This is a genomic window from Streptomyces sp. ISL-43, from assembly GCF_018614195.1.
Classification (GTDB): Bacteria; Actinomycetota; Actinomycetes; order Streptomycetales; family Streptomycetaceae; genus Streptomyces.
In genome coordinates this window covers 1-26,688 of sequence record NZ_JAGGOT010000057.1, presented here as the reverse complement: position 1 = coordinate 26,688, position 26,688 = coordinate 1, and the positions used below count along the sequence as shown (strand labels likewise).

Genomic DNA, 26,688 nt, shown 5'->3' with positions numbered 1-26,688 from the left:
ATCGGGAGCGGGAAGCACCCGGGCGAAGTTCCCCAACTGCCCGCCCTCGGCGGGAGCGCGCGGTCTAGCGTGGGTATCCGGTGATCAACACCGGATCCCGGGACGCCCGGGGGCCGGGCCCCACTGACCGAGGACGCCGATGTCCGGACTCCGCGCCGCCCGCCACTCCCCGTCGAGACACGCCGTGACCGGTCCAAGCCGGCAGATACGTCCCCAGCTGGTCCGTGCCGCCGTACTGCCCACCCTCGCCGCCGGGCTCAGCGGCGCCGCCGCGGTGATCTTCACGCTTCAGCTCGGCGGCGGCGCGGGTGCCCGGGACGCCCGGCTGTGGCCGGTGCTCACCGGCTGCGCCCTGCTCGTCATCGGAGCGCTCGCGGCCGCCCTGCTCGGGGCCCAGCGCGCCGGCAAGACCGTCCGGGACCGCTGCGAGTCACTGCGCCGCTCCAGCGTGCGCGGCCGCCAGGAGCTGCGCACCGCCGCCGACCGGCTGGAGCGCGGCGAGCTGCCCGCCCTCCCGGTGCGCGGCGGACCGACCGGGCCGTCCTTCGGCTCGGAGGCGGGAGTGGACGAGTTCTGGCTGCTCTCCCAGGAGTTGCGCGGAGCCCGCGAACAGGCCCACGCGACCCTGGTCCGCCTCGGCGGCCCGGTCGCACCCTCCGACAGCGACCGCAAGGTCGAGGTCTTCGTCAACCTGGCGCGCCGCCTCCAGTCCCTCGTGCACCGCGAGATCTCGCTGCTGGACGACCTGGAGGACACGGTCGAGGACCCGGACCTGCTCAAGGAGCTCTTCCACGTCGACCACCTCGCCACCCGGATCCGCCGGCACGCCGAGAACCTCGCGGTCCTCGGCGGCGCCGCCTCGCGCCGCCAGTGGACCCGGCCCATCGACCTGAGCGAGGTGCTGCGCTCCTCGGTCGCGGAGGTCGAGCAGTACACCCGGGTCAAGGTGGTGCCCCCGGCGGGCGGCACGGTACGGGGCCACGCCGTCGCCGACGTCGTGCACCTGCTGGCCGAACTCGTCGAGAACGCCACGGTGTTCTCCGCCCCCGACACCGACGTCGTGGTGCGCGCGGAGCGGGTCACGGCCGGGATCGCGGTCGAGGTGGAGGACCGGGGCCTCGGCATGCCGTCCGAGGAGGCCCACCGGATGAACGCCCTGCTCGGCGACCCCGACCAGATCAGCGTCCGGCACCTGCTGGCGGACGGGCGGATCGGCCTGTTCGTCGTCTCGGCGCTGGCCCGCCGGCACGGGATCGCCGTCGAGCTCAAGTCCAACATCTACGGGGGCGTGCTCGCCGTACTCGTCCTGCCGCAGGAGCTGTTGGGGGCGGAGGCGCCGAGCGCGGCCGACGCCCTGGGCGGGTCCAGGGCCACCGCGTGGGGGACCGGTGAGGGGGCGGGCGCGCCGCCTCTGGAGCCCGTGCGCGTGAGCCTGCCCGGAGCGGAGTCTTCCTGCGCTCCACCGGCCGTGCCGGGATGGGCCGTTGGCGTCCCGGGCGCCGTGCCCCGTACGACATCGGTTGCCGCGGAAGCCGCGGAAGCCGTGACGGCCCCGATGGCCGTGGCCGTGCCGGTGACCGCGCCGGCGCCCGCGGCCGTACCCGTGCCGGCGCCCATGGCCGCGCCCGAGCCAGTGACGGTGCGCGGGCCGGTGACGGTGGCCGAGCCGGTGACGGTGCGGGCGTCGGTGACGGTGGCCGAGCCGGTGACGGTGCGGGCGCCGGTGACCAGGGTCGCGCCGGTGACCGTGTCCGTGCCGGCCGCCCGGGTCGGCGAGGAGCGGCCGCCGCTGCCCCGGCGCCGCGCCCAGCAGCACCTCGCGCACCAGCTGCGCGAAGCACCCGTACCCCGGCCGGCCGAGGACGTGCGCGCGGAGCAGCCCGTGCACGACCCCGGCCTGATGGCCGCCTTCCAACGGGGCTTCGGCCTCGCCCAGTCGGAGCACCAGACGTGACCCCGGCCTCTCACCCGAAAGCTAAGGAGCGCACCCCCATGGGCGGCGAAGTGGCGACCACGACCAGTCGGCTCTCGGATCTCGACTGGCTGCTCAGCGGCCTGGTCCAGCGGGTGCCGTACACGCGCAGCGCGGTGCTGCTGACCGCCGACGGGCTCGTCACGTGCGTGCACGGGCTCGACGCCGACAGCGCCGACCACCTGGCCGCGCTCGCCTCCGGGCTGTACTCGCTGGGGCGCAGCGCCGGGTCCCGGTTCGCGGACGGCGCCGAGGTCCGCCAGGTGGTGGTCGAGCTCGACACGGCCCTCGTCTTCGTGTCGGCGGCCGGATCGGGCACCTGCCTCGCCGTCTTGGCGGACCGGGAGGCCGACGCGGGCGTACTCGGCTACGAGATGGCGATGCTGGTCAAGAGCGTGCGCCCGTACCTGGCGGCCCCGCCGAGGCGGCCCGCCGCCGACGCGGAGCGATGAGGGCCCGGGCGAGGGGGGCAACGGCACCGGGGGCGCCGCGTGACACACCGTGGCTGGACGATTCGGCGGGCCGCGTGATGCGCCCCTACACGGCGAGCGGCGGGCGGACACGCCCGGCCGTCGCGCTCGACCTGCTGTCGCTGGTGACGGCCACCGGCGTACGCCCGCGCGGACCGCTGGGCGCCGAGCACGCTCTCGCGCTGCGCCTGTGCGCCGGCGCGGCGGCGGTCACCGTCGCCGAGGTGGCGGGACAGCTGCGACTGCCCGCGGTGGTGGTCAAGGTGCTCCTGTCCGACCTGATGGAACACGCGGCCGTGACGGTGCGGGCGCCGCGCTTCCCGAGCCCGGCCGCCGGCGCGTTCGCCGACGATGACCAATCCCTGCTCCGGGCGGTGCTCGATGGCTTGCGCAAGAGGCTCTGAGACCCCCGCCCACGTGGCCCCCGCGACCTTGAAGATCCTGGTCGCGGGCGGTTTCGGGGCGGGCAAGACCACCTTCGTGGGCGCGGTGAGCGAGATCGAACCGTTGAGCACGGAGGAGCTGCTGAGCGGGCTGAGCGAGGCCGCCGACCCGCTGGACGGGGTCGAGGCGAAGACGTCCACGACCGTGGCGCTGGACTTCGGCCGCATCACGCTGGACGAGCGGCACGTGCTCTACCTCTTCGGCACGCCCGGCCAGGAGCGCTTCTGGTTCCTGTGGGAGGAGCTGTGCGCGGGCGCGCTGGGGGCGGTGGTGCTCGCCGACACGCGCCGCCTCGCCGACTGCTTCCCCGCCGTGGACTTCTTCGAGCGGCGCGGGATCGGCTTCGTCCTCGCCGTCAACGAGTTCGACGGCGGACACCGCTACGCCGCCGACGAGGTGCGGGAAGCGGTGGGGCTCGGGCCGGACGTGCCCGTCGTACGGTGCGACGCGCGGCTGCCGAGCTCCGGCACGGGGGCGCTGGCCGCCCTCGTCCACCACCTGCTGTCGGCGGCGGAGCCTTCGGCACGCGGGAAATCTGTGAAGTATTCGGAGTAACGGGATTCGGGGGAGACACCATGACCTACTACGAATCGACCGGGCACCTGCTGCTCACACCAGTGGACCGGGAGGCGCCCGCGCGCGTGGTGCGGCTGCGTGAACTGGGCCTGGGGGAGCGGGCGGACGGCGAGCTCGACGCCTTCGCGCGACGGGTCGCGGACGCGCTGGACGCGCCGTACGCCGGGGTCAACTTCATCAGCGAGGAACGCCAGTTCTTCGCCGGCCTGCACCACGCGCCCGACGCCCCGGCGAGCGGCTACCCGGCGCGGGTGCTCGCCCGCGATCGCGGCTACTGCCCGCACGTGGTGGTGCGGCGGCGGGCGCTGGTCCTGGAGGACGTACGGGACTTCGCGCGCTTCGCGGGCAATGCCGTCGTGGACGAGAGCGGAGTGCGCTCCTACGCCGGCGCGCCGGTGACCGACCGGCGCGGGATCGTCCTGGGGACGGTGTGCGCGGTGGACGTGGTGCCGAGGCGGTGGGGGCTGGACGGGCTGGCGGCGGTGAAGGCGCTGGCGGCCGAGCTGGTCGAGCTGGTGCACGAGCGGGAGGACCGCTGCGGGTGAGGGGCCTCGCCACTCGGAGGCGATCGGCTCGGAGGCGATCGGCTCGGGGCGACTGTCAGTGGCCGGGTCTACGGTCGGAGACGAGGGATCACCGGTGGCTGGAGAGGAGTCGCGGGGATGGCCACGACAGCACAGGACGTCAGGGCGATCGCACTGTCGCTTCCCGGGAGCAGCGAGAAGCTCGCCTGGGGCATGCCGACCTTCCGGGTGGGCGGCAAGGACGGGAAGAACGGGAAGATCTTCGTCGCGCTCGCCGACGACGACACCTCGATCGGGGTGAAGTGCCCCATGGAGGAGCGGGCCGAGCTGATCGCGGCGGAGCCGGAGAAGTTCTTCATACGGCCGGGCCACGACGACAACTACGCCTGGCTGCGGGTGCGGCTGGCGGCGGTGCAGGACGCGGCGGAGCTGCGCTCGATCCTGACCGACTCCTGGCTCCAGGCGGCCCCCAAGCGCCTGGCCGCGGCCCACCCCGAACTGGGCGGCTGAGGGGCGGGGGCGGCCGTACGAGGCGGGTCGGCCGGGGTGCCGGGGCGGCCCGGGCTCCGGGGTCAGGCGCGGAGGAAGGCGGCGATCCGTGTGCGCAGCGACGCCGGGTCCAGACCGTGGGCGGCCGTGTGCTCCTCGATCGTGCCGTAGCGGCGAAGCTCGGCGCGGCCGACGCCGAGCCCGAGCACCCGGTGGGGCACCTCGATGAGCGCTTCGCCGGCGGCTGCCGCGGAGGTCCCGGCGAGGTAGGGCTCGACCAGGACCACGTCGGCAGCGGCGCGCCCGACGGCGGCGCGGAGCGCCTCGTCGTCAAGGGGTCGCACGGTCGGGGCGTACAGGACGGTCACGTCCATGCCCCGCGTCGCGGAGAGGACGTTGTCGAGCAGCGGGCCGACGGCGACGACGACGCCCGCGCGTCCCTCCCGTACGGTCTGGAAGCCGAGGCCGGTGACGGGCCGGGCCCGCGCGTTCGACTGCGCGGAGAGCCGGACGTAGACCTTGTCGTCCCCGGCGGCGTAGGCGTGGCGCAGCAGTGCCTCGGCCTCGTCCGGGTGGCCCGGGACGTGGACGGTCCAGCCGTCCAGGGTGTCCAGCAGGGCCACGTCACCTGGAGCCATGTGGGTGAAGCCGCCGGCAGGCCAGTCGTAGCTGGCGCTCGCGCTGACGAGGACCCCGCCCGTGCCCTGGTGCCCGAAGTCGAGCTTGACCTGCTCGAAGGGCCGCTCCACGAGGAAGCTGGCGAAGGTGTGCACGACGGGCCGCAGCCCGGTGAGAGCCAGCCCGCCGCCCACACCGATCAGCAGCTGCTCGCGGATGCCGACATTGACCACCCGGTCCGGGTGGCGCTCCTGGGCGGGGCGGAAGCCGTCCATGGTGATCTCGGCGAGCACGAGGGCCAGCCGGGGGTCCTCGTCGAGTGCGTCCGATGTGACCGAGATGAACCGTTCGCGCATGGTGTCCATGTCTCCCCCTGATCTCGCTGCTTGCTCACTTGCTCACTTGCTCACTTGCTCACTTGCTCACTTGCCCGCTTGGTTCGCTCCCGCTTCTTCACCGCTTCTTCTCGACACGGGCGACGACGGCGTGCGGGCGGCCCGGGTGCGGTGCGGTGAAAGCGGCGTGCAGGGCCGCGTGGTCCCGGCCGTCCACGGTGAGCGCCGACCAACCGGCCGCCTCGAAGCGGGAGGCGATGCCGCCCCGCCAGCCGTGGGTGGCGGAGTCGTTGTCGATCACGATCGTGTGCAGCCGCTCCAGACCGGCCGGGCCCGCGTACGCGATCGCCTCGTGATTGCTGCCCTCGTCCAGTTCGGCGTCGCCGATCAGCACCCACACCGCCGGCTCGGTCAGCCCCTGCGCCCGCAGCCCGAGCGCGCTGCCGACGGCGAGCGGCAGCCCGTGGCCGAGGGAGCCGCTGCCGATCTCCACGCCGGGGATCAGGGTGCGGTCCGGGTGGTGCCCGAGGGGGGAGTCGTACGCGCCGAACCCGCTGAGCCAGCCGACGGGGAAGAACCCCTGGGCGGCGAGTACGGCGTAGTAGGCCATCGGCCCGTGCCCCTTGGACAGCAGGAACCGGTCCCGCCCGGGATCCCCGGCGGTGCCGGGCCCGACCCGCAGCACCCGGTCGTAGAGCACCCACAGCGCGTCGAGCGTGGAGGTGGCGGCGGGACCGTGCTTCTCGGCCCCGGTCATGAGCGCCATGAGCGGTCCGAGGTCTTCGTAGCGGAACCGGGTGTCCGCGGCTGCCTGTGTCATGGCTCGATCTTTCAACCTCAAGCGCGCTTGAGGTCAAGCGTCCGCGCGCCACCCCGTGCGGCCGCCGGAAGGGCCGGAGGACCGGAAAGAAAGGTGCGCGCGAGCACGTCCTGAAGTGCGGTATTGTTCTCCTGCGCGTTCAAACCAGGGGAAACCCCAGGTCAGCGGGCATCGGGACGTGGCGCAGCTTGGTAGCGCACTTGACTGGGGGTCAAGGGGTCGCAGGTTCAAATCCTGTCGTCCCGACTAGAGTTCTACTCATAGTCGCAGATCAGAGCCCTGCTTCACTTCGGTGAGGCAGGGCTCTTGATCGTTTTCCGCTCTGTTGTGTCACATTTGGTCACAGACCTGATGGATCCCGCCTTAGCTGGCGAGCAGCTCCCCAAGCTTGTCTGAACCGGCCCTTAGGCTCTGCGGGTCAGGGTGAACATAGAACCGCTTGGTGAAGGACAGGTCAGCGTGCCCGGCCCACGCTGAGACAACGGTGTCGGGTACCCCGTTGTTGGCCATCCACGAGAGACACGCGTGTCGGGCGTCGTAGAGACGAACCTTGCGGACGCCAGCCTGGACCATCAGCCGGTGGGCCTCACGGCGCAGCTTGTCGGTCTTAAACGGTCGGCCCAGTTCGTCAACGACCACGTAGCCGCTTTCTTCGTACGCTGCCCCGGCGGCGAGTTTTTCCTTCGCCTGACGAGCGCGGAAGGTCACGAGTGCTACTTGCAGCGGCTTAGGCAGTGGCAAGACTCGCTCACCATTTTGGGTCTTGGGGTCCTTCTCAACGACTTTGTTGCGCGACCCTTTCGGCAGGCTGCGGTCGTAGACGATGGTTCGGGTATTGCCGACCGCGATGGTGCCAGCCCCAGTTAGGTCAACGTCCTCGTCCCAACGCGTGCCGCACACCTCGGCAGGACGCTCGGCAATAAGCGTCAGAAGCATTACGCCAAAGAGTCGGTCGTCCTTGATCGCCTCGATGAATGCCTTGACCTCGCTCTCGTCCCAGGGTCGGCGCTTGGCGTCTTGCTGGGCCGCTATGCGCACCGCGTCGCGTGAGACGCGAACGTGGTCGGCAACATTTCGAGCCACCCAATTGCGACGAACCGCAAGGTTAAGGGCAGAGCGCAGCCGGCCAAGGGCAAGTCGGACTGAGCGAAGGCTCAGACCGGTGCCCGGCTTTCCGCCACGCTGACGACCGCGGGTGAGCATCCAATCGACAAATGCCTCGACGTCTTCCTCGGTCAACAGCTGGAGTCGTTTCTCTCCGAGAAACAGCCGAGCGGGACGGATAGCGTTGTCATAGTTGGAGGCGGTCGCTTCTTCAACACCTCGAATGGCACTCTTCAGCCACAGGTCGAGAAGCTCATCAACCGTGATTTTGCTGGGCACAACAAACGTCCCTGTCGTGGACTGATGCCGAATACGAACCAGCTCGGCCCGTGCTTCCTTCTTGGTGTCGAAGGTTTTTCTGATCTGGCGGCGCGTGCCGTTAGGCCGGCGAGGGCCGTCAGTGATAAAGCGGTATCGCGTCGAACCATTCTTGAGTAGCACCTTGGTGATCGGATCGCTCATCGTGCACCTTGCCTAGAACGAAACCCCCCACACCCTTGACTCTTCCCCTCCTCGTCAAGTCGCCTCCAAATAGCGAATGAGAGACGCGGTAATGACGCGATAGCGGCTGCCAAACGAGACAACTCGAAACGGCGCCTCTCCCCGCTTGATCAACTCATACAGATGCGACTTGGAGATACCAACAGCCTGGGCAGCCTTGTGAACGTCAACCGTTGCTGCCCAAGAGTGGATCTCATCAAGAGTGGGATGCATCGCGATCCCCTTCTCAGCGAACTTGCCGGAGGCCAAGGACGCTTGGCGGCAGAAAGCTCGCCTGCGGTACTACCAGTTTATCTCCCCGGAGGGTAAATCCCAAGGAAATCCGGGACAAATCGGCCATCAACTCCCAAGGTTTAGGCCCCCTTCTCTCGCCTCACTCGCCGGCGGGGTGAGAGGAGGTTACCGAGGGGCGGGAACGCGACCGCAAGCAGGCCCGGCAGGCCCGTACGCCACCAGATCCGCGCTCGGTGACGAGCCCAAGGCTCTTTTGCGGCGATGCCGCCCATCCTGTTGACCCGTACGGGTCCGTTCGACCGCGTTAGCGGCTTATTGCTGCGCGGCGGAAGGAAGGTCTGGAAGGAATGCCGCCGCCGCAGCCACTCTGGCCCCCCTTGGGGGGTGGACTCGGAACCTGTGCGCCCCGAAGGGTTGTGTTGTTTCCTTGCGCGCAGGTGGAGAGGACGGGGGGAGTCAGCCTCGCCACCGACCGCAGGGAGCTCGGGAACACCCCGTGGCGAGGCTGACTCCCCCCGTCTGCTGACCACCCCCGAACCCGCTGGTCAGCGGGCCTTTCCTTCCAGCTACAACCGTCCGTAGGACGCTTCCTCTGACCGGCTCCAGGTGTACCGGCCGTATTACCGGCCTGAGACGGTACGACACCCGGCCTGCCAAACCGGGTACGAAACCTACTCGATCACTATTTACGATCAAGGTTTGTGTTCACTAAGCCAGGCACGAGGCCGTTTTTGGGCATGACAAATCTTCCCCCTAAGGTCCCCCTTGGAGGCTCCCCTATTCCCCGTTCCCTCAGATCCCTCGTTTCCCTTCGCTTGCCTATCGACGCTGGCGCGTCGGTTTTCTTTTGAACGCCAGCGGTTTGTCGATGAGGTAACTCGGGTTGGCTGGTAGTTAACCAGCGCCCTAGACCGATCCTCTACTTTATAGATCGATCGTGTTTGCTTCGGTCACTCGGTCACGTCAGTCACGGCCAGCTAGTCCGTCTTTATTCGCAAACCCCGCTGGGCGGGGGAGACGGCGGCTGCTGTGTCTGCTCTTTGATATAAGCAAATTACTAAGAGGCTTGTATAGTCCCGTACGGTCAGTCGGTCGGATAACCGCTCGGCCGACTCGTCGCCCGGTCGGGCGGTCGGGTAGATAGGTAAATAAGATGCGCAGGCGAAAGTAAGCTAGAGCCCCCGTTTTTTGAAGTAGTCATCAAGGGCCTGGCGGACCATAGCGCTCATGCTTCCCTCTCCCCCTTCGAGTTGCTCCTCCAGGGACAGCTTTTTCAAAGTAGCCAACTGGTCTTGACCGTATTCAAAGCCTCGGCGTATGAGCACGCGCTTACCGGTCGGGCGGTCGGGTAATCGGGCGGCCGGCTCGTCGCCCGGTCGGGCGGTCGCTTTGATAGTCACAACAGACGGAGAGGACGGGGGTGATGCAAACTGCGAATTCTTAGGGAAGAACGATGATCCCTCAAGCTCGTTTGTGATTATGTTGGTATCAAGTTTCTTGTTCATACGTGAAACAACTCATTGATTAGTTTGGTGTAGGCGAGTGCCGCGGGCGACTTCGGGTTGAAGGCAAAAATGTCTTGCTTCTGAAAGTGGGCATCGCGCAGGTCGGTGTTCCGGGGGATAACCGTATTGACTACCGAGCTTGTATAGGTCTGACGCAAAATTTGCAGTGAGGTCTTACTGTTCACGGTTGGGTCGCTCATGGTGAAGAGCAGGCCGGCGAGCTCCAAGGAGGGGTTAAAGTACCCACGAACGTCCTTGATGGTCTTGCTGATCTGAACGATCGAGTCAAGCTCGAAATAGCCGGGCGAGACAACGACGATGACGCGGTCCGCGGCCGTGAATGCGTTGATGGTGAGCCACGAGAGGGTGGGAGGGCAATCGATAAACACGTAGTCGTACCTGCCCTTGGCGGCGTCAAGCTCTTTCTTGAGCCGTTCCTCCCGGTGATCGATGGCAGTTGTTAGTTCGACGTCCGTATTGGAAAGAAGGATGTGTGAGGGGACGATCTCAAGGTTCGGAACGCTCGTCTGGTGTGTTGGGAGGGGACTGCGCTCCAGGATCGTCGCAAAAACGGTCTGGTGCTTCTGTATCTGGGGATAGTTCGGTAAGAGGACTTTGCTACTGTTGGCCTGGGAATCGATGTCGATAAGCAGGACATGCTTGCCCTTACGGGCGAGGCCGGCGGCAAGTGAGATTGTGGATGATGTCTTTCCGACGCCTCCTTTCTGTGAGGCAACTGCAATAACCATAAGCAGTTAAACCCGCCGAAAACCCAAAGGGTTCATTCCGGCAGTATTTCTTTTATTCAGAATAGCGAAATGTGACATCTCGTGTCAATAAGGAATAAACGGGACTAACTTCCCAGCGCGTGGCGAGCACGGGCAATTGCTCGATGTGCAGTGTGGCCGTAAACGGCAGCACTGTCGTAGTAGTCCCAGAGGCGCAAGTACAGCGCGACGTCGTCGGGCTCCTTGAGCTCCATCTCGGCGCTGAGGGTCTCAACGATGACGTTGCGGTCGTCGTGGATCCAGAACCCGTGCTTGGGCGTGAGATCCAGGGAGGCTGAGAAGGGGAGAACCCCGAGGGTGACGGTGTCCAGGCCGATGATCCCCGCAAGGCGGTCGAGCTGGCCGAGCATGACCTCCGGGCTGCCGATCACGGCATAGAGGGTGGCTTCCCAGATGATGACGCGGTACTTCTGCCCTCGTTGGTACAAGACCTCTTGACGACGCATGCGAGCCCGTACGGCGTCCTCGACGTCCCTGGGGGAACGACGCAGCCTCGCTGAGTGTGTGAAGAGGTGGCGGGCGTAGTCCGCGGTCTGGAAGATGCCAGGGACGACTGAGGTCTCGTACACCCGGATGACCTGAGCGCGCTGCTCCTCAGCGAGAGCGGCGTCCTGGACGGCCTTGTGGCCGCCAGCCAGCTGGCGTCGCCATGAGCGGTAGTGCGTCTCAAGCCGGCGGAGGTGGTTCTTCAGCTCAGGAAGGGTGTCGGAGAAGCCTGTCGACTCAGCCCAGGCGGCGAGGTCGGCGATCGACGCGGTCTGCTTACCGGTCTCAAGCTTGGAGATCTTGGAATGGGCCCAGCCGAGGCGGGCTGCCAGCTCCCGGTGGGTGAGGTGTGCCTCGGTGCGCAGTTCGCGCAAGCGCGCACCGAGGGCCTCTCTGGCTCGCTGAAAATCCGTGCTCACACAGCGGAAGGTACTTGAGTGGCGAACTCTCGGTAGGGGATGGCGTAATGCCAGGCGGCATCACGTACTTGGCAGTAACGCAGCACAAGAGCCGGATCGTCGATCAGCTCCAGGCCGACGGGCTCGTCGCCCTCGTAGTGGAAGAGAGCAACGTACCGGCTGTCAAACAGCCAGAAGTCCTCAGCGGGCAGGGCCACTTCCTCCGCCTGTGAGCGGTGCAAGTAGCGGACATCCTCGCCGGCCTCCAGGGCGGCCGGGACACCGGTAAGTCCGTATCGCTGGTAGGTCGTTGGCGGATCATCGATGAGGCGAACCCGCTCAACTCGCTTGCCCGCGCCGGTCTGCTTACGCATGTTCACCAGCCACGGGCGATCGGGGTCACGAGCCGGTTCTTCTCCCCGGAGGAAACGCTGGTACGTCTCACCCTCGTAGTCGACCTGGTAGGCCCGCCGACTCTCCAGACGCCAAGCGGTGTGCTCGAATCCCTCGCGAAAGAGGCGGTCGATCTCGTCGCTGTCGATCAGCTCCGGCACGGGCTACTCCTTGGGCGCGAAGCGAGTCAAGAGCTCACGCGGCACGACGACGAACGTCTCACCGGGCAACACGTCTCGCAGTTGCTCAAGTGCCTCCTCGTCGGTGAGTTCGTATCCCTGGACGACGATCTGACCGTCCTCGGTCTCGTAGAGCGTCGGGCACTTGCCGTCGTCTGACGTCGTGCCGATGAACTTGAGCTTCATGACAACCCCTCCCAGTGATCGTTGTAGTCGAGCCGCTCCGAACCGTAGCCGCCACAACACCGGAAGCAGAAGGGTGCACAGCACCCACAAACAAGAAGCATCCCGAACCACGGGAAGTGGATCAAGAAGCAAGAAGAAGCATCGTTAACCGTGGGGCGCTAACGCTTCTACCGTCTCGGGGCATGACGACTAAGCAGGCAAAGCTGAAGCCCAGTGCTGCTGACGAAGCGGCAATGGAACTGCGAGACGCGTTGACCGGCGCGGGGATCGTGCTGCCCTCGCTGGACAGCGACTTTGCGAGCCCATACCTCAATCTGGTGGAACTCGGACGTGTCCGTGCGGACGTCGCAGTGAAGCTCGCCGAGGTCGTGCGCCGCGGAACCGCATGATGGCCAGCGAGCAGGAAACGTCCGAAGCCCCAGGGGCTGAGGTCGGCTTGCTCCTGGTAGACACACGGACTGACCGAGTAGGCGTTGTCGTGGGAAACAAGGGGCCGTACGTCCAGCCGCGCCCGCCAGCCGGGGGCCGAGTGTGGGACGCATCGCCTCACGATCTGCGGCCGGCTGAAGTTCTCGATGAGCTGCGCGCGAAGATAACCGTGGTCAACGCTCAGGGAAGGAGACCACGATGACTCCACGCAGCGTCATGCGATTCGCTGACTGGACGATGCGTCCCGAAACCGCCCCGGAAGCCCCGGCGATGGTGCATGAGCTCCAGTGCACAACGTGCCTTGCGGCCTCAAGCGCCAATGAGGACTTCGAGACCGCTCGTGACTGGGCGTTCCACCACGTAGGGAAGAACCCTTCCCACCAGGGATATCGGGAGACGGTGACCCGCTTCTGGCGCATGACGCTCACAAACTGAAACCCAAACTCCGGGGGACTGCGAGCCCTCGGGCAACGCCAGCTCACTGCCCTGAGGTTTTGGCCGGTGGCCTGCATCGTGTTGGGAGCAGGGAGGCCTCACACTTGTGAAATCGGGCAGCACCGCAGCTGCCTCAAGAGCCCGATCAGGTCTCCCTGCTTGAGAGCCCCGACGCGGGGCAGGTGGGTAAAGCCTCAGGGCCACCAGGGAAGTGACCCCGCTAGTCCCAACGCCACTTGATAAACGGTTGCAGACTCAACCAAAAAGCACCGCCGGTAGTGTCCCATGGTGAGCTAGTAAAAGATAGCCCTAGACGCACCAGGCGTGCACCTGTTGTCCTAGATGTACCGAAAGGGCGGGATACTGGGACCGGAGGTCCAATGGCCGAGAATGACGCAGCTTCGAGCTGGATAAACTCAGCAGGCGGTGCGCTGCTAGCAATCGGTACCAGCGTCTTTGGTGTAGTTGGATACCTGATCGCCATGGGTCTAAATGAACTGGCTGTAACTCGGTGCTCGATAGAGCGGATGAAGCAACCGTGGGTCTCGCACGAATACGGGAATATCACAGCTGCGCTGCAAGAGCACTCTAACTGCGGAGCGCTACTGAAGGTCCCCGTCTTGGGGCCAATCTATGACGTCAAGGCCGCTGGCGGGATTATCGGTATTGGCCTTGCGCTGGGAGTATTGGTGATCGCGGGGATCGCGAAAGCTAAGAATAACTAAGCCCAACACGGCTTTGATGGCGAGCGCAACGTATTGAGAGTTATGAATCAAGAGAGAAGCCCTTGCGCTTGCCGCGTCGTCAGCCCTCTGCGCAAAAAGGGCACCCAGTGGTATGTGTGAGGTAATGACCTCGGTCTAGCGCATCGCTAGATCACATCAATGGGTGCCAAAAGATACGACTAAGCAGGTCTGGTTGATAGCTCATGAGCGCAGCCTGCGCTCACCAGACGTGCCTGCCTTGCTGAATTCCTTCACACGATCAAAATGGCGGCTCGGTCCAATCATCGGCTGCTGTGCGAAGCAAAAATGCCAGCATCTCAGGCGTCGTGTCTGGATCATCGTTCGACGCGCTGAGATTCGTAATGCCGCGAGTCCAGGTCAGCCAGTCACAGAAGTAGTTCCTAGCCTCAATGAGCTCCGAAAACTCGCCGGTGTCGAATCGGAACGAATCGAAGCGTTGCACCTGGCCCCAGATAGCGCGTTCCATCGCGCCCTCAACTGAGACAGGCGCTCGCGTAACTGCATCTTCAATGAGCTGTTCCCATGTCGCACCGCCTGTGCGGCGCATGCGGGGATACGCGAACGCTGATCCCTTATTGAGGCCGTGACATTCAATGATGTTTGCTGCTGCTCGCAGAACTTTTGCCGGTGTCATCGCAAACCCCGATCCCGAGTTGTAAAGGAACAGGCGTAGCCTGACGTTTCGCCATGGGTTTGCTAATACCACCGGTCTATAAGCTGGTTCTGTAAGGTAAATGACAACCTGTCCAGAGTAAGGGGCCTTCATGGACGGTCAAGGGTGGAGTGGGGGCGCGATACTCAACTACAGGATCAAACCTGCTGCGTTGGGATGTCATCAGCCTCAACATGCTGTCTGGGAACAATTCTTCTGCGACATGGCCGTTGACCAATGCTCACAGCTATGAGACCTTTTCTTCCTTCTGGCTCAGGATGTTCCGGCCCGTCCACCGCGTCAAGGCCAAGCCGACTTCGTCGGTCCTGCGGAGCCTTGACCCGCCGGCCAGGCCGTAAGAGCCGCCAATTAAGGAAGGAAAAGGGAAAGTTAGTCAGTGGGTTAATCCAGGGGTGGGAGGTTGAGGTGCTTCTCAACGCGGGTGATGCGCTGATCCTGGTGCTCGAAAGTGACCTTCATCCGGTTCGTCAGTACCTCAACGGTCTTCTGGTGCGCTGCCTCTATGGCCTTGTCGGTGTGCTCGGCCAGCCCGGAGATGAGCACTCCTAGTTCCTCATGTTCTTTCTTAGACGCTTGCGCATGAGCCTCAAACATAGGGGCCAAGAGCCCGCGCAGTTGATTTAGTTGTTCTTCTGTAAACATAGGTTGTCCTATTTATAACAAATCACCCTGATTGAATCAATGGGGAAAATTCCGCTCATTTTGCCTTCCCTGGCTTCGATGGGAAGCGGTAAAGCGTCGTCCCTACAGTGCGTCTCGGAGGCTTACGCCGCCTGATAACGGTTGTGGGTGCCTCGGCCCGTATGGCGGGTGCGAGAACGGGCTCGACACCGGGCGGCTCGAAGTAGCGGTCAAGGTAGTACCGCTCGACTTCGTCAAGGGCGCGGGGCAGCTCGGTGAGAGCGGGGAGGCGAGGGGTGCTGACCTTCTGCACGCGGTCGTCCGGGAGCCTGACGAATGCCTCGCCGACGCGTAGCTGCTGGATGGACTGCACCTGTCGCTCCCACTGTTCGGCCAGGGGGTAGTAGGCAGGGTGGGTGCGGTCTTCGGCGGCATCGTCGGTGACGATGTGCTTGACGGCGTCGGGATCGACAGTGCCGAAGAGCCGGGCGGAGTGCTCGGCGTCCGGCCGGCCTGCCTTGAGAACGACCTCCAGGCCGACGTTCTGGAGTGCTCCCTTGAGCCGGTCTGACGCCTGGCTCCAGTTCTGGTGGGCCATGACGCAGAACAGGTTGTACTTGCGGGTCTCCGAGAGCATGCGGGTCAGGCTCTCCTCGCTTTGGGCCATGAACTGGGAGAACTCGTCCAAGATCAGAAAGTGGGGTACCCGGCCGGATCCTGCGGCCCGGACGTTGGCACGACTCAGCGCCGCGGTTTCCATGCCAACGGTAAGAAGACAGCCGAAGAGCCGGCGGGCATCGGGTGAGGCAACCGCGAGGTTGACGATCAGCGAGGTGCCCGAGTCGATCAGCGATCGGAAGTCCAGGACGTTTCGCTCATGTCCCAGGGCATAGCGAAGGATGGGCGAGAGGGTCAGGAGGTCTGCCCGGTTGAGGGTTGACTCCTTCATCAAGGGCGCGTCTCGTCCCCACTGGTCCATGCGCAGCTTGAAAAAGCGGATCACCTGCGGGTCTCGAACGTGGGTCAGCACCCCGTCGCGGAAGGACTTGTCCGTGAGGAGATCGGAGAGACGAGTCAAGGGAAGCCCTGCCTGGCAAAGCGCCACGACCGAGTGCTTGAGGATGTTCTCGAAGGTGGGTGCGCCGTGGGCCAACTCGGGCCATGCCCTCCGGGCTGCCTCGGCGACGTGCTCGGCCATGGCGTGGTCGTCGTAGGGCTGGGCGAGGTAGTTAAACGGCAAGTAGTGGTTCTCAACGGCCGCCGCCGGTACGTCCAGATACATGAGACGTGAGCGCTGCTGCGGGGTCTCAAGCTGTCCGGCCTGGACAAGATGGGCCAGAACCAACTGGGCCAGATCTCCGTGGGGGTCGATCAACGTAACCGGCTGGCCTGCCAGGTAGAGGGACAGGAAAAGCGAGGCAAGGAAGTAGCTCTTGCCCGAGCCTGTCTTGCCCAGCACGTGCATGTGGACCCGGGATTGGTTCAGGGGTAAATACAGTGTCCGGGGGATGAGCCAACTCCGGTACGTGCCAAGGGGAATGCTCGGCCCTTGGCGGTTGCGGAGGAAGATCACGACAGGCCGTGGTCGGCCTGGGCTTCCTCCGGCAGATCGATCAGGGCAACGGGCGTGCTCTGTCCGGCGAGGTACCAGAGCGGCGAGAAGAAGAACTCAACGGGCTCGGTCGCAACGGGCGAAGCATCGGTGAAAAGGAAGATCTCCGCGAGGTGCAATCCGGAGATGGCCTCAAGCTCCATTCGGGTCCACGTCCTGAGCTGGTCGCGTCTGGCCTGGTTGGAGGTTGCAACGGCCACGGTGAGGTTGTCGGCCTCAAACGATGAGCGGTACGGACCGTCTGCCCAAGCAGTGAGCGAGGCGACCTTGCGGCGCCACGAGCGCTGGTACTCGGTCCCACGATCAAGCTCCAAAGCGATGGCCACTGCGGGCTCTTCTGCGGCCTCCAGCTCGAACCACGCATCGGGGATGACGGTGACACTGCGGCCATCCTGGCCGTGCGGCTGGACGCGGATGTTCATCCGCTTGAGCTGTCGCTCAGTGATGAGACGCGGCATAGAGACCTGGAAGCACTGACACAACAGCTCGGCGGCGACGAGAACGTCTACCGCGGCAAGGGTGTGCTCCATGAAGGGGTTGTCCCGGGCTTTGGCCCGCTCTTCAGACGGCCGGTAGTAGGCGCTGGGGAGCACCTCGCCACGACCGGAAACGAAGCGCCGGCCTCTGTCGGCCAGAGTGAAGACGAGAGGCGCTGAGCCGATCCGTGGTGTGGGAAGCTCGCGCAGTCTGAGCAAATAATCAGCTTCGGCCAACCGGCGAAGACGACGCTGCACATAGCGGTTGTCGTCGTGCTGGTTGGGATAGAACAGCCGAGCGACTTGGGCGGCCGTCATGTACTGGAAGCGGTTGACAGCCCGAAGAATCTCCTCGTCCACCGCACCAAGGCGAAGCGGACCAGTTGGCGTGACGCTGGGGGTATGAGGTGATTCGTTCATTGAGTCACTTTGCCAAATCCGTGTGAAGGCTTGCCTCCCAAGGCCGTAAGACTCGCGTAAGAACACCTAGTCTCCACGCTTCTTCTTCGGCGACCTCCTCCCGAGCGGCGGCTGGTGGTACTCCTCCCCGGGGCGCTTGGGCTCATCCTTTCCTTGTCCGTGTTCACGTTGCCGCTTAGCCTGTGCGGTCGCCCGGGCCAAATCAATCGGGGGCGAGGCCGGCGTCTCAGGCTCTGGTTTCACGGGTTGACCATGAACCAAGCGTTGCTGCCGCAGCTTGATGTCAGCCTCTACCTGCTCCCGAGGCGTACCAAAGCGCTCGCGACTGCGGACACGAGCCTTCTGCATACGAGCTTCAGGCGTTTGCGACTTTTGAAGATCGGCCATAAGCCCTGCCATGGACTCCTGAAACTCTTTCGTCGTGAAGTAGAAACCAGTGTCTGGCGCCCAACCGCCGAGATTTTCCAGGTCGAAATCCTCGACACCTTTGATCTTCCTGTTGATTCTGGCTGCCCTCTCAGGCTGCCTCTCTTTAGATTTGCGCTGCTGTTCCTCTTCGAATGTCAAGGGCGGAGGCGCGAGCTTCACATGGGAGACTTGCACCCCGTCCTGAGTGCGCAGCCTCACGTACGCGTGGTACTTCGGCAAACCCTTGATATTATTGGCCAACTCCCCCTGCGCGTCCGACACGGCTTGAACGGGACGACCTCGGTGGCCAGGAACGTCGGTATAAACCGGACTCACCGAGAGAAGCTGGCAAAGCTCATGAAAGCCAGCAAAGAAGTCATAGATCTCCGGGCCAGCCTCGTGAAGTGGGCTCGGCGCTTGCTCAACGGCACGTTGAATGAAGCCCTCTAGCCACTCCAGGGGCATTGCGTGATCGCGTTCTGTCCGGGTTCGTCAGGTGAGTCCGAGGGCGGATAGGGGCCTGTGGTAGTCGCGGCCGGTGTGGCGGAGGGCGGCGGCGATGTTGGTGTGGCCGTCCTGGCGGTGTATGCCGATGGCGAGGTTGCGGAGGCTGGCCATGGTCCGGGGCAGTTGCCCGGTGCGGATCTTGGAGTCGTCCTCGCGGTAGGTGCGGTCGCGGACGTGGTGCAGGAGGTTCTCGATGCCCAGTGCCCTCGGATCCAGGCCGCGAGCTGGGCGCCGTCGGCCTGGCCCGGTTCCAGGCTGGTGATCAGGTAGACGCGTTCGATGGTGAGCTTGCTCTTCGTCTTCTCCCGTCGCCAGCGCACGACTTGGAGGGCCTGGCGGGCTCCGGGGTAGTCGATGTGGTCGAACCTGGCGGTTTTCAGCCGACGTATCTCGTCGCGATGGTGGGCGCGGGTGCGGTCGTAGTGATCGAGGGCGATGTCCTGCCAGGGCAGCCGGCTGATCCGCTGGTGGAGGCCGGGGTGGTTCTTCTTCACGACGGCGAGGTAGTGGGCGCCCCGTTCCCGAAGGTAGGCGCCGTGGCCGTGCTGGGTGTGAAGGGCGTCGGCGGTGATCACGGCCTGCTCCAGATCGAGCGTGTCCAGCAGGGGCCGGAAGGCGGGGATCTCGTTGCTCTTGTCGGCGACCTGCCGCTGCGCGAGGACGCTGCCGGTGTGGTCCATCGCGGCCAGCAGCGCGATCGCGGGCCGGTCCGGTGTGCGTGAACCGCGCAGGGTTTTGCCGTCCACCGCGATCGCCCGTCGTGCCGTGGGCCGCGGCTGCGGTGCCGGCCCGGGCGGCTGACGTGTGAGGAGGTATCGACCTATAGCAGTGTCCAGGGCATCGCCGTCGGCCCGTACAAGCAGACGTCGGAGTGTGGCACCGTGCGGCGGGCGGATGATGCCGGTGAGCGGGTCGGGCCGGTACCCGAGGCGGGCCAGGACATGCTGAGGAGCGTCCGCCGCCCACTCCCCGATCGCGAGCAGCGACTTCGCCCCGGCCAGGACCGCGGCTGCCGCGGTGGCCAGCAGGGCGGCGGCCGGGTAACGCGCCCCACGCCGCCCACGCGGATCAGGTACATGCTCAAGGTGAAGGTGCAGGTCAGCGACGGTATCCGCCGTCATAGGCGCGGGGGCGGCACCCAGTTGACCGAGGGCGGAGGGTATGCGGGATGATGAACGGGCAGGCACGGTCTCGCTCGGTTCTCATGGGTCTCGACAACCACATGATCACCGGCACCGTGCCTGCACTGCTTCCCGCACCCATGGCGGGATATGACGGAACGTCACTCGCGAACCGGACTATTCGCGTTCATGCAATGCCCCTGCTAGCCACTCCTCCGAAAGTCCATGAGGCAAGTAATAGTAGGTTGGCCAACCAAGATAAGCCGAAAGGCGAAGCATGATGTCAGCTGTTCGACGGTAAAATTCGAGGGACGAAAGCTGGAGATCATGCTTCATGACATCAGCAAGGAATGCGTCGACAAGAGGAAGGAGGATCTCTCGTTCTCGTGCACCCGGAATGTAGTCCCGCTTAGCCACATCAAGAATGGGCGAGAGAATCTTCCTCGCCAACGCCTGCACCCCTGAGGACTCGTGCTTGCCTTCGAGGAGCTGCTTCACGGGTTGCAAAGATATGGCGCGTGGAGACTCTTCCGCCGGCCTGACTACAACCTTCATCGAATCCGCAAGTTCGCGTGCATCAGAACCGCTGGTTGGATGAAAACAAATCAGCGCAGCGGCTTGAAGCTCCGCATCCTCGTTTCCAGTGTTTCTGACATCCGATCGAGACTGATGCGCAACCGTCAAACCAAAGTTGTACTTACGCGTCTCACCAAAGAGCCGGGCAGTCGTCGGGGTTGCATACCGGCCATACTCGTCAAGATAGAGATGCACCCGGTTGAGGCCCTGCAGCGGAAGCCCGGCTCGGTTGAAAATAAGGCGACTGATGAGGCACACGAAGAGGCTGCCGAGGAATCTACTTTCCCGCTCCGACCCGCTTCCACCGATGGGGAGGCTGATCAGAAGGGTTTGGCCCGGGGTATCCAAGAATTCCTTGAGCGGAACAGTGGTCTTGGACTGGCCAATGATTCTACGCATCGTCTCGGATCCAAGGAACGAGTTGAACCTGTTACGGAGCGGACCATTGCGGGCGAGGCGTTCGCGAGTACTTAGGGCGTCGTAATCCCTCCACGAGGCAAGAAGCGCGTCATTGGTGAGGTTGCGGGCGAGGCGCGCGCGAACTGCTCGGTCCTCGCCCAACAGGGGCAGCACCTCGGCAAGCGTGCATCCATCGTTCGTGAGTAGCGTTCGAACGAGGAGGTCAAGGTCGTGGTCAAGCTGCGGATAGAAGGAAGTCTCGCCCTCAAACATTCGCTTGAGTACGAGCACAACCTCCGGGGCAATCAGATCAAGCGTGCGTTGTGAACGATCAGGTAGCTCAAGCAAGTTGAGCCCAAAGGGCCGGTCCTCCCAGATCTCAAGCAGGTGAATCCGCTCCGAGGTGTCAGGCGAAGACTTCTCTAGAACGCTTCTGGTGATGTCGCCATGGGCATCGATGACAACGCACGAGATGCCGGCCTGGATGTCAGCAAGGATGAGCCGTTCAAGCAGCGTGGTCTTGCCCGTGCCAGTCGCGCCAATGATGGTCACATGCTCCGCACGGATGGCATCTGGCAGGTACACCGGCTCGTCGCCATCGTGGCCGAGGAGGAAGTCCGACAGCACTGACGTGTCTCGCTTCGCTGAGAAGGGGGTCCTAACAGAAAGCGTAGGCCCGATCAGCGGACTCTGCGACGCGCACAAGCGGGCCCGTGTGTGCTTGACTCGTCGGCAGTTCGTGAGGAAGAGACTAGCGCTCGTGGTAGTCACGATCGTCGTTGATGGTTCCCCAGGCTGCGAAGGCGTTCTTAGCCGAGATGAAGTCGGGGAAGTATTCAGGAAACTTGGGCTTCTCGTAGTTACTCATGCCGGCCCGCTCGGTGAGCACGGTAACGAGATTTGCCTGCTGCTCGGTGAGATGGATGCCTGGCCAGCCAACTCCGCTTCCTGGGTGATCCCCAAAGGTAGCTGGCTTCGCGATTGCTTGAAGATCGGGCCACAGATCGCGAAGCGAAGTAGCTCGATCATGCTCGTTAAAGTGAGGAAAAGCAAGAAGCGCATAGGCGGTTTGAGCTGCACGCAGGTCGTGATAAGCAGTGGGAAGCTCTGAGTTGCCTCCATACGTCGCATGCACATGCTGGATGTCTTTTGTGATAAGGCGCAAATCTCTGTAAAGGTCATACTCGGGAGAGCGGTCCGAAGGTTCCCCGTCAAGTATCTGCGCCCGTAACTCCGCCGCGTGATCCAACTCCTTAGAGACAAACGGAATCAGATTGGCCTCCGCGCCTTCCGGGCTCAACACGGATTGTATCGGCAGGCGCTCAGAGCTCTGCGCTTCATGCTCAACAAGTTCTTTTCTGTCTGGTTGCTGCCCTTCTCCTCCTTCTGCCATATATAGATGTTTTTCTCATATCCGACACCTGAGTGTCAAGATGCAAAAAAAGCGCGAGGAGACCTGGTGTTGTTATGGGAGAAAAATCAGGGTCACTGAGAATTCTTCGCACCAGGCCCGAAAAGGGTCATCCTCAGCGGCGTTTGACCGCAACTGAGTAGATCTCCTGCGCCGTCTTGGGTGTGCCGTCCCGTCCCTTGTACTCCCTTGTGTGTGCATAGCCGACCACCTCGACCTCGTTGCCCTTGACCAGCTCGCCGGCTTCGGCTCGCTTCTGGAGTGCTTGAGCACGGTCACCGAAGGCCAACACGTCCTGCCACTTGGTCGTGCCGTCCTCAAGGTGAATCGCCAGGGGGAACTTGGCTATGAGCTTGCCGCCCGCGGTCTCCCGGACGGTGGGCGTTCGTCCGATCCTTCCGATGAGCTTGACCCGCTCGGCACCGGCCTCCGCGGTCTCTTGCTTGGCCTGCTGGTCCTGGTCTCGCAGACGCGCGGCATGATCGAGCGGGTGCTCGTCCTCCGGTTTGTCGGTGGTGCCTGGTTCCTGAGGCGTCGGTGCGGGCTCCGCGCTGACGCTGACTTGCTGGATCATCGGGCGAACGTCAGGGAAGGCACCCAGTGAACGTTCGGGCTTTTCAGGAGGCTTGGACGCAGAGACAACACCGTCCGGCTGGGACTCGGCCTCTTCGGCTGGGGTCTGAACTGCCTCGCTACGCGTAATGATCTGCTCGGTGTCCTTGACCTCGTCGGGCAAGCCGGGAACCGACACAGGCCCTGTATCGACCTGATATCCCATGGTCATGCCGCCGTCAGGGCTCAGAGACACCGTGGAGTGCTCGTGGTCTGAGTCCTTCTGGAGGAAGACGATCCCCTCGTCCTCAACTCTGGGGAGCATGCCCCCGAACAGCTCGATCCGAGCGCTCTTGGTGGTGATACGAGAAACGCCGCTCTGGGGGAAGGTGTCAAGACTTAAGAAGCTGCCGTTACTCCGCACCTGAAAGTGCTGTCCATCGCCGTAGGCGGGATCGGTTACCTCTTGGGCCTGGGTGCCTAGTGCTTTCGCAACGGCCGGCGCATCAAAGTTCTTCGCTTGTTCTGGTTCTCGTTCTGCCATATGAGGACGGATTATAAACGGTGAGATCCGGCAAAGATGTAAGCTGGATTACAAGCCATAGAAGCGCCCATACAGCAAAAAAGGCCGCAAAAACCCAACTTTGCGACCAAACTTCAAGCTATTGCGTTATCGGAAAATCTTAACGCCAGAAAAGAACGACCCGACAGGCTCCCTAGGGGTCTGGGTCGGAGTCATCTTCCAAACCGTAGATGGCGATTTGACCTGGGGGTCGACCACCGGCTTCGTTATCGGTTCTCTGGCGGCAACGCCAGCATTCTCATCCGCAGGCTTGCTCATAATATTCCTCCAGATTCGCCGAGTAAGCCCTTTTTCTTTATTCATATATGCATACATGATACCAGTTGCCCCGACGGAAAACAAGACCCCGTGTCCTTGTGGTGGGCTGGAAGGATGAAGCGATTGGGCTGAAATGGTGAAACTGTGGCGAAAATGTTGCCGCTTTCTCCCTTTAGGGGGATGTGGCTCCCGGAGGAAGCCGGTTGAGATCGCTCTAAGGGGACCAGGCGATGGCACAAGCTGAAGGGGGCAACCCCGAAGAGACCACCGTTGACCTGCGCATCCATGAGATGCGGGACAAAGTTGTCTGTGACCTATTGCTCCACCGCCAAGAATGGCGAACGCGCGCAGTCGAACGAATTGACCTCCCAAGCGCGTTGTGGGCGGAAAGGAGAAGGTCCACTCAGGTCGCTCCCTTGAGGGAATTTCTACAAGGGTATGTCGGTGACGATGACACGCATGCTGAGCTGTACCTCCCCATCGGGAGTTTCCGAAGAGGTCTCCTGCTCGACTTTGACCTCACAGTGGCGGGTAAACCCGCATATCTGCTTCCTCGTGGAGCGCATGGCTATTTCCAGAGTCAATACCTTAAGTATCTAGCAGCTGCATTTGGGACTGAACTCGACGACGGTCTTGTGGACATGATGCGCGAAATTTGTCAACTAACACTCGGATCCTGGCGCTCGATCCATAGGGATGAGCCGCGGAAGCGGCGAACCTCAACGGGACTCAGTGAATTGATGTGCGAGTATCTTGCAAGTAAAGGGCTAGCTGAGAGGTTTGAAAAGCAGACTCTAACTGTCGATATTCAGGCGCTGGAGTGCGCTATCGCGCCATTGCAAGCCCTGGTGAGGAGGAATGCCCCTTCGGATATTGATAGCCCCGCAGAGTATCCGTTGCTGGCCTTGCCGTATCTTGAGGAAAGTCAGGTTCCAAGTGTAAACGCCGCCCTCGTCCTACTGGAAAAACTTCGAAACTCGCTGACTGAAGCCGAGGTTGTCGCTAATCGTATCCCGGTTGAGCAGCCCAATTATGCGGAGAAGTACGTGACTACCTATTCCGATTCTGGGCGCCACTGGGAGGGGCTTGCGGAATGTGTGGTACCCCTTGATGGTCCTTTCATGGTCAAGGTCGCACACAAGACTGCGCTGCGTTTCAGGAAGCCAGAGAATGGCATCCACGACGATTCTGCTCGGAGCCTAAGTTGGCGACGGGCAAGGGTTCATCAGCTCGTTGATTTTGCGGATGCGCAATCCAATCACGTGAATATCCGTGTCACAGACACCAATCTCAGGCTGATCCCTCGCAAGTGGGAGACGTTCGATGAGTCATACGCATCCAACCTCAAAGGGGTAACGGACAGCGGAGAAGCTACCGAAGAAGTGATCGTCTTCTACGATGCTAAGCCTGAAAGGAGGAATAGGCTTTGGGTCGAATTTGCGGTCCGACCAGCCGGCATCGTTATCGCAGCGAACACTGTAATCTCAGTGCTAATGGCTACTGCCATCGCTGGCCTCCTTGTTCTGGTGTTCCATGCCTTCAGTGTGGGAGGAGACAAGAAGCTTTCAGGTAATGATGTCGCTGTGCTCCTCGTTCCTTCCGCTGTTGCAGCAGCACTATTGCTTGTCCGGCAAACCACAACGCTGGGTGCGGTCATCAATAAGAAGGTCCATGTAGGGGCAGCTATCATGCTCGGCATCCTTTGGCTTTTGACAGTGGTCCTCTATGTGTGCGAAAGAATCTCTTTCGGTGAGCTCCAGATGTGAAAACCGGCTATTAGCGATCTCCGTCACAGACGTATAGAGCGAGGCTGGTGATCTGAAGTGGCTGCCGCATCTGAGAGACCGGCCGGCTAGTAGGCTGAGATGAAATCAGGTTCCTCTCCTACAAAACCGCGAGTGCTGACGCCAGCCACACTGAGCGTGGGCGGGATCCTGGTTCCCCGCTTCGCGGGACGCAGTACGACCGGGGCGTACTCCTCAGGGGGCATACCTGGCGCCCGAATGGATCCTCTGCTTTTGACAGAGGCGGCAACCCGGCGTTGCCTGAAGGTGACTTCTGGAGTTGTGACGGAAGTGGGCGCTGCGCTATGAGGCGGGTTGGACATAGAAAGAGGCGATCGCCGGCCGAGCATCCACCTTGGCTCGCGTCAATGCTGCGGCAGACAGTTCTCTGGCTGGTCTTGCTATGGCTGTCTTCGAGGAAAGGGAAGTGTGCTGTGAGTACTGCGCCAGAACCTGAGGATGCCAAGCAGCAGGAAAAAGTAGACCGAGACTTGGCTGGGATTGCAAAAATCCTGGCGGGTGTTTTCCTTGCAATCGCAGGTGTTGGCACAGCCTTCGGGCTCTCGCAAGACTCTCTGTTGGTGGCGGTCAACAACGACCTAGGGCTGTTCATCGGTGTAGGCATCCTGGCGCTCCTCGCGGTCGGCCTCAGCGTTGTATCGCTGTTCTTCAGGAACGACAAAAGTGGGAACGTTTGGCAAGTCGGCCTTCTGGCTGTAGGAGTAGCTGCATACCTTGCAGCGTTGGTGCTGGTGATTGCTGCAGTGGCAAATTATGCGACGGGTCATGGGCGACCCAATGTCTCCAATTTGTCCGTCACCTACGGCTCACCGCTGAAAGTTAATTTCACGGTTCATGCTGATGGTGTGAACAACGATAAGATGGTCATCGTTGAGGTCGAGGCGTTCAAAGACAAGGTCGCGATGAGCAGTAATCCGCTATACCGCACGGCCCTCCACGCGGACGACAAGGGTGACATCGAGCAAAAAGTCGAGTTCGTGATGGAGCAAGGCGACGCAACGCGTCTCACCATCCGAGCGTTTGAGGATCATGGAAGCAAGGGCGGTGAGACCTGCGAGGCGAGCCAGACTTCGCACAAGCTCGGATGCGCGACGGTACTCCTTCCCCCACCCGTTCCTGTCGCGAAGAAGCAGTAATCGAATCAAAGCAAGGATGAACCGTCCGCCTGCATTTTAGTTGGGGTGAGACGTCCACTGGTGGTAGGAACTGAGCCAAGGAGCAGAGATGGCAACGTACCGCTTGAAGAATGGCCACACCACCATCGACCCTCGGTTGGACCGAATTCCCCAGCCAGATGAACGGAACAACAACTACCCGATTCGCGAGTTGGTCACAGAGCAGGCTTCCTTGCGTTCTGCAGGTTGGGCTTGCTCATCGTGGCTGGACCAAGGCAACGAAGGCGCCTGCGTCGGATTTGCGTGGTCCCACGAGTTGATCGCGACCCCGGTTAAGGTCAAGAAGGTGGACGCTTCCTTCGCCCGTACCATCTATCACGAAGCCCAAGGGTTGGACGATTGGCCTGGAGAGGCGTACTCGGGCACCTCGGTGCTTGCCGGAGCCAAAGCGGTGGCCGCACGCGGCTACATGGAGGAATATCGCTGGGCCTTCGGAGTGCAGGGCTTCGGCGTAGTCGC

Annotated in this window: 29 protein-coding genes and 1 tRNA gene; 12 read left to right on the top strand and 18 right to left on the bottom strand. The window is 63.0% G+C overall.

The annotated features are described in order from the left end of the window. Positions 1–184: 184 nt before the first annotated feature. The 6 genes from J7F03_RS30335 to J7F03_RS30310 all read left to right on the top strand — a co-directional run bounded on the left by J7F03_RS30335 (position 185) and on the right by J7F03_RS30310 (position 4,496). Positions 185–1,954 (top strand): sensor histidine kinase KdpD, encoded by a 1,770-nt coding sequence (locus tag J7F03_RS30335; RefSeq protein ID WP_214955109.1) that lies wholly within the window; start codon positions 185–187, stop codon positions 1,952–1,954. Between the two features lie 38 nt (positions 1,955–1,992). Continuing rightward, positions 1,993–2,424: a roadblock/LC7 domain-containing protein gene (locus J7F03_RS30330; protein ID WP_214955108.1), complete on the top strand. Its 432-nt coding sequence runs from the start codon at positions 1,993–1,995 to the stop codon at positions 2,422–2,424. A gap of 77 nt (positions 2,425–2,501) precedes the next feature. After that, a complete protein-coding gene (locus tag J7F03_RS30325; RefSeq protein WP_251072724.1) occupies positions 2,502–2,846 on the top strand; it encodes a DUF742 domain-containing protein in 345 nt (114 codons plus the stop codon). Then, on the top strand, positions 2,824–3,441 hold the full coding sequence (locus J7F03_RS30320; RefSeq protein ID WP_214955106.1) for an ATP/GTP-binding protein: 618 nt from the start codon (positions 2,824–2,826) through the stop codon (positions 3,439–3,441). Before J7F03_RS30325 ends, J7F03_RS30320 begins: the two co-directional genes overlap by 23 nt. Before the next feature lie 20 nt (positions 3,442–3,461). Then, on the top strand, positions 3,462–4,007 hold the full coding sequence (locus J7F03_RS30315) for a GAF domain-containing protein (RefSeq protein ID WP_214955105.1): 546 nt from the start codon (positions 3,462–3,464) through the stop codon (positions 4,005–4,007). A gap of 117 nt (positions 4,008–4,124) precedes the next feature. Then, a complete protein-coding gene (locus J7F03_RS30310; protein WP_214955104.1) occupies positions 4,125–4,496 on the top strand; it encodes an MmcQ/YjbR family DNA-binding protein in 372 nt (123 codons plus the stop codon). Positions 4,497–4,558: 62 nt separating this feature from the next. On the opposite strand, the gene J7F03_RS30305 is transcribed toward J7F03_RS30310, so the two are convergent. Both J7F03_RS30305 and J7F03_RS30300 read right to left on the bottom strand, forming a co-directional pair. Continuing rightward, on the bottom strand, positions 4,559–5,458 hold the full coding sequence (locus J7F03_RS30305) for a transketolase family protein (RefSeq protein ID WP_214955103.1): 900 nt from the start codon (positions 5,456–5,458) through the stop codon (positions 4,559–4,561). A gap of 88 nt (positions 5,459–5,546) precedes the next feature. Then, on the bottom strand, positions 5,547–6,248 hold the full coding sequence (locus J7F03_RS30300; RefSeq protein WP_214955101.1) for a transketolase: 702 nt from the start codon (positions 6,246–6,248) through the stop codon (positions 5,547–5,549). 172 nt (positions 6,249–6,420) lie between these two features. Between J7F03_RS30300 and J7F03_RS30295 the strand changes: the two genes are divergently transcribed. Beyond that, a tRNA-Pro gene (locus tag J7F03_RS30295) sits at positions 6,421–6,494 on the top strand. A 117-nt stretch (positions 6,495–6,611) separates the two neighbouring features. Here the strand turns inward: J7F03_RS30295 and J7F03_RS30290 are convergent. The 7 genes from J7F03_RS30290 to J7F03_RS30260 form a co-directional block, all read right to left on the bottom strand. Further along, entirely contained in the window at positions 6,612–7,814 is a 1,203-nt protein-coding gene (locus J7F03_RS30290) for a tyrosine-type recombinase/integrase (protein WP_214955099.1), read from the bottom strand. Positions 7,815–7,868: 54 nt separating this feature from the next. Further along, positions 7,869–8,066 (bottom strand): helix-turn-helix domain-containing protein, encoded by a 198-nt coding sequence (locus tag J7F03_RS30285; protein ID WP_214955097.1) that lies wholly within the window; start codon positions 8,064–8,066, stop codon positions 7,869–7,871. Positions 8,067–9,259: 1,193 nt separating this feature from the next. Next, positions 9,260–9,592, bottom strand: coding sequence for a hypothetical protein (locus tag J7F03_RS30280; RefSeq protein WP_214955095.1), 333 nt, complete (start codon positions 9,590–9,592; stop codon positions 9,260–9,262). Continuing rightward, positions 9,589–10,341 carry a ParA family protein gene (locus tag J7F03_RS30275; protein ID WP_214955093.1) on the bottom strand — a complete coding sequence of 251 codons (753 nt, stop codon included), beginning with the start codon at positions 10,339–10,341 and terminating at the stop codon, positions 9,589–9,591. The genes J7F03_RS30280 and J7F03_RS30275 overlap by 4 nt, the downstream gene beginning before the upstream one ends. Before the next feature lie 104 nt (positions 10,342–10,445). Further along, positions 10,446–11,285, bottom strand: coding sequence for a helix-turn-helix transcriptional regulator (locus tag J7F03_RS30270; RefSeq protein WP_214955091.1), 840 nt, complete (start codon positions 11,283–11,285; stop codon positions 10,446–10,448). Continuing rightward, positions 11,282–11,818: a DUF6879 family protein gene (locus J7F03_RS30265; RefSeq protein WP_214955089.1), complete on the bottom strand. Its 537-nt coding sequence runs from the start codon at positions 11,816–11,818 to the stop codon at positions 11,282–11,284. The genes J7F03_RS30270 and J7F03_RS30265 overlap by 4 nt, the downstream gene beginning before the upstream one ends. Positions 11,819–11,821: 3 nt before the next feature. Continuing rightward, entirely contained in the window at positions 11,822–12,022 is a 201-nt protein-coding gene (locus J7F03_RS30260; protein ID WP_214955087.1) for a hypothetical protein, read from the bottom strand. Between the two features lie 182 nt (positions 12,023–12,204). On the opposite strand from J7F03_RS30260, the gene J7F03_RS30255 reads away from it, so the two are divergent. Both J7F03_RS30255 and J7F03_RS30250 read left to right on the top strand, forming a co-directional pair. Next, positions 12,205–12,411: a hypothetical protein gene (locus J7F03_RS30255; protein WP_214955085.1), complete on the top strand. Its 207-nt coding sequence runs from the start codon at positions 12,205–12,207 to the stop codon at positions 12,409–12,411. Between the two features lie 855 nt (positions 12,412–13,266). After that, entirely contained in the window at positions 13,267–13,611 is a 345-nt protein-coding gene (locus tag J7F03_RS30250; protein ID WP_214955083.1) for a hypothetical protein, read from the top strand. Positions 13,612–13,870: 259 nt separating this feature from the next. Here the strand turns inward: J7F03_RS30250 and J7F03_RS30245 are convergent, their stop codons facing one another. The 9 genes from J7F03_RS30245 to J7F03_RS30205 all read right to left on the bottom strand — a co-directional run bounded on the left by J7F03_RS30245 (position 13,871) and on the right by J7F03_RS30205 (position 22,952). Next, positions 13,871–14,398 carry a hypothetical protein gene (locus J7F03_RS30245; protein WP_214955081.1) on the bottom strand — a complete coding sequence of 176 codons (528 nt, stop codon included), beginning with the start codon at positions 14,396–14,398 and terminating at the stop codon, positions 13,871–13,873. 288 nt (positions 14,399–14,686) lie between these two features. Continuing rightward, positions 14,687–14,947: a hypothetical protein gene (locus J7F03_RS30240; protein ID WP_214955079.1), complete on the bottom strand. Its 261-nt coding sequence runs from the start codon at positions 14,945–14,947 to the stop codon at positions 14,687–14,689. 55 nt (positions 14,948–15,002) lie between these two features. Continuing rightward, positions 15,003–16,499 carry a helicase HerA domain-containing protein gene (locus J7F03_RS30235; RefSeq protein ID WP_308380017.1) on the bottom strand — a complete coding sequence of 499 codons (1,497 nt, stop codon included), beginning with the start codon at positions 16,497–16,499 and terminating at the stop codon, positions 15,003–15,005. After that, positions 16,496–17,434, bottom strand: a complete 939-nt coding sequence (locus J7F03_RS30230; RefSeq protein WP_214955074.1) for a replication-relaxation family protein — start codon at positions 17,432–17,434, stop codon at positions 16,496–16,498. The genes J7F03_RS30235 and J7F03_RS30230 overlap by 4 nt, the downstream gene beginning before the upstream one ends. Positions 17,435–17,500: 66 nt before the next feature. Continuing rightward, on the bottom strand, positions 17,501–18,307 hold the full coding sequence (locus J7F03_RS30225; RefSeq protein WP_214955072.1) for a hypothetical protein: 807 nt from the start codon (positions 18,305–18,307) through the stop codon (positions 17,501–17,503). Next, entirely contained in the window at positions 18,289–19,470 is a 1,182-nt protein-coding gene (locus tag J7F03_RS30220; protein ID WP_251072716.1) for an ISAs1 family transposase, read from the bottom strand. Before J7F03_RS30220 ends, J7F03_RS30225 begins: the two co-directional genes overlap by 19 nt. A 177-nt stretch (positions 19,471–19,647) precedes the next feature. Continuing rightward, complete coding sequence (locus J7F03_RS30215; RefSeq protein ID WP_214955070.1) at positions 19,648–21,072, bottom strand: type IV secretory system conjugative DNA transfer family protein; 1,425 nt, start codon at positions 21,070–21,072, stop codon at positions 19,648–19,650. A gap of 124 nt (positions 21,073–21,196) precedes the next feature. Continuing rightward, the gene (locus tag J7F03_RS30210; RefSeq protein ID WP_214955068.1) at positions 21,197–21,838 is read right to left on the bottom strand and encodes a hypothetical protein; all 642 of its coding nucleotides are present in this window, start codon (positions 21,836–21,838) and stop codon (positions 21,197–21,199) included. A 133-nt stretch (positions 21,839–21,971) separates the two neighbouring features. Then, entirely contained in the window at positions 21,972–22,952 is a 981-nt protein-coding gene (locus J7F03_RS30205; RefSeq protein ID WP_214955066.1) for a single-stranded DNA-binding protein, read from the bottom strand. Positions 22,953–23,479: 527 nt separating this feature from the next. Between J7F03_RS30205 and J7F03_RS30200 the strand changes: the two genes are divergently transcribed. The 3 genes from J7F03_RS30200 to J7F03_RS30190 all read left to right on the top strand — a co-directional run. Next, positions 23,480–25,015, top strand: coding sequence for a hypothetical protein (locus J7F03_RS30200; protein WP_214955064.1), 1,536 nt, complete (start codon positions 23,480–23,482; stop codon positions 25,013–25,015). 452 nt (positions 25,016–25,467) lie between these two features. Then, entirely contained in the window at positions 25,468–26,190 is a 723-nt protein-coding gene (locus J7F03_RS30195) for a hypothetical protein (protein ID WP_214955062.1), read from the top strand. An 88-nt stretch (positions 26,191–26,278) separates the two neighbouring features. After that, positions 26,279–26,688 (top strand): hypothetical protein (locus J7F03_RS30190; RefSeq protein ID WP_214955060.1); only part of this gene is annotated, 410 nt, incomplete at its 3' end.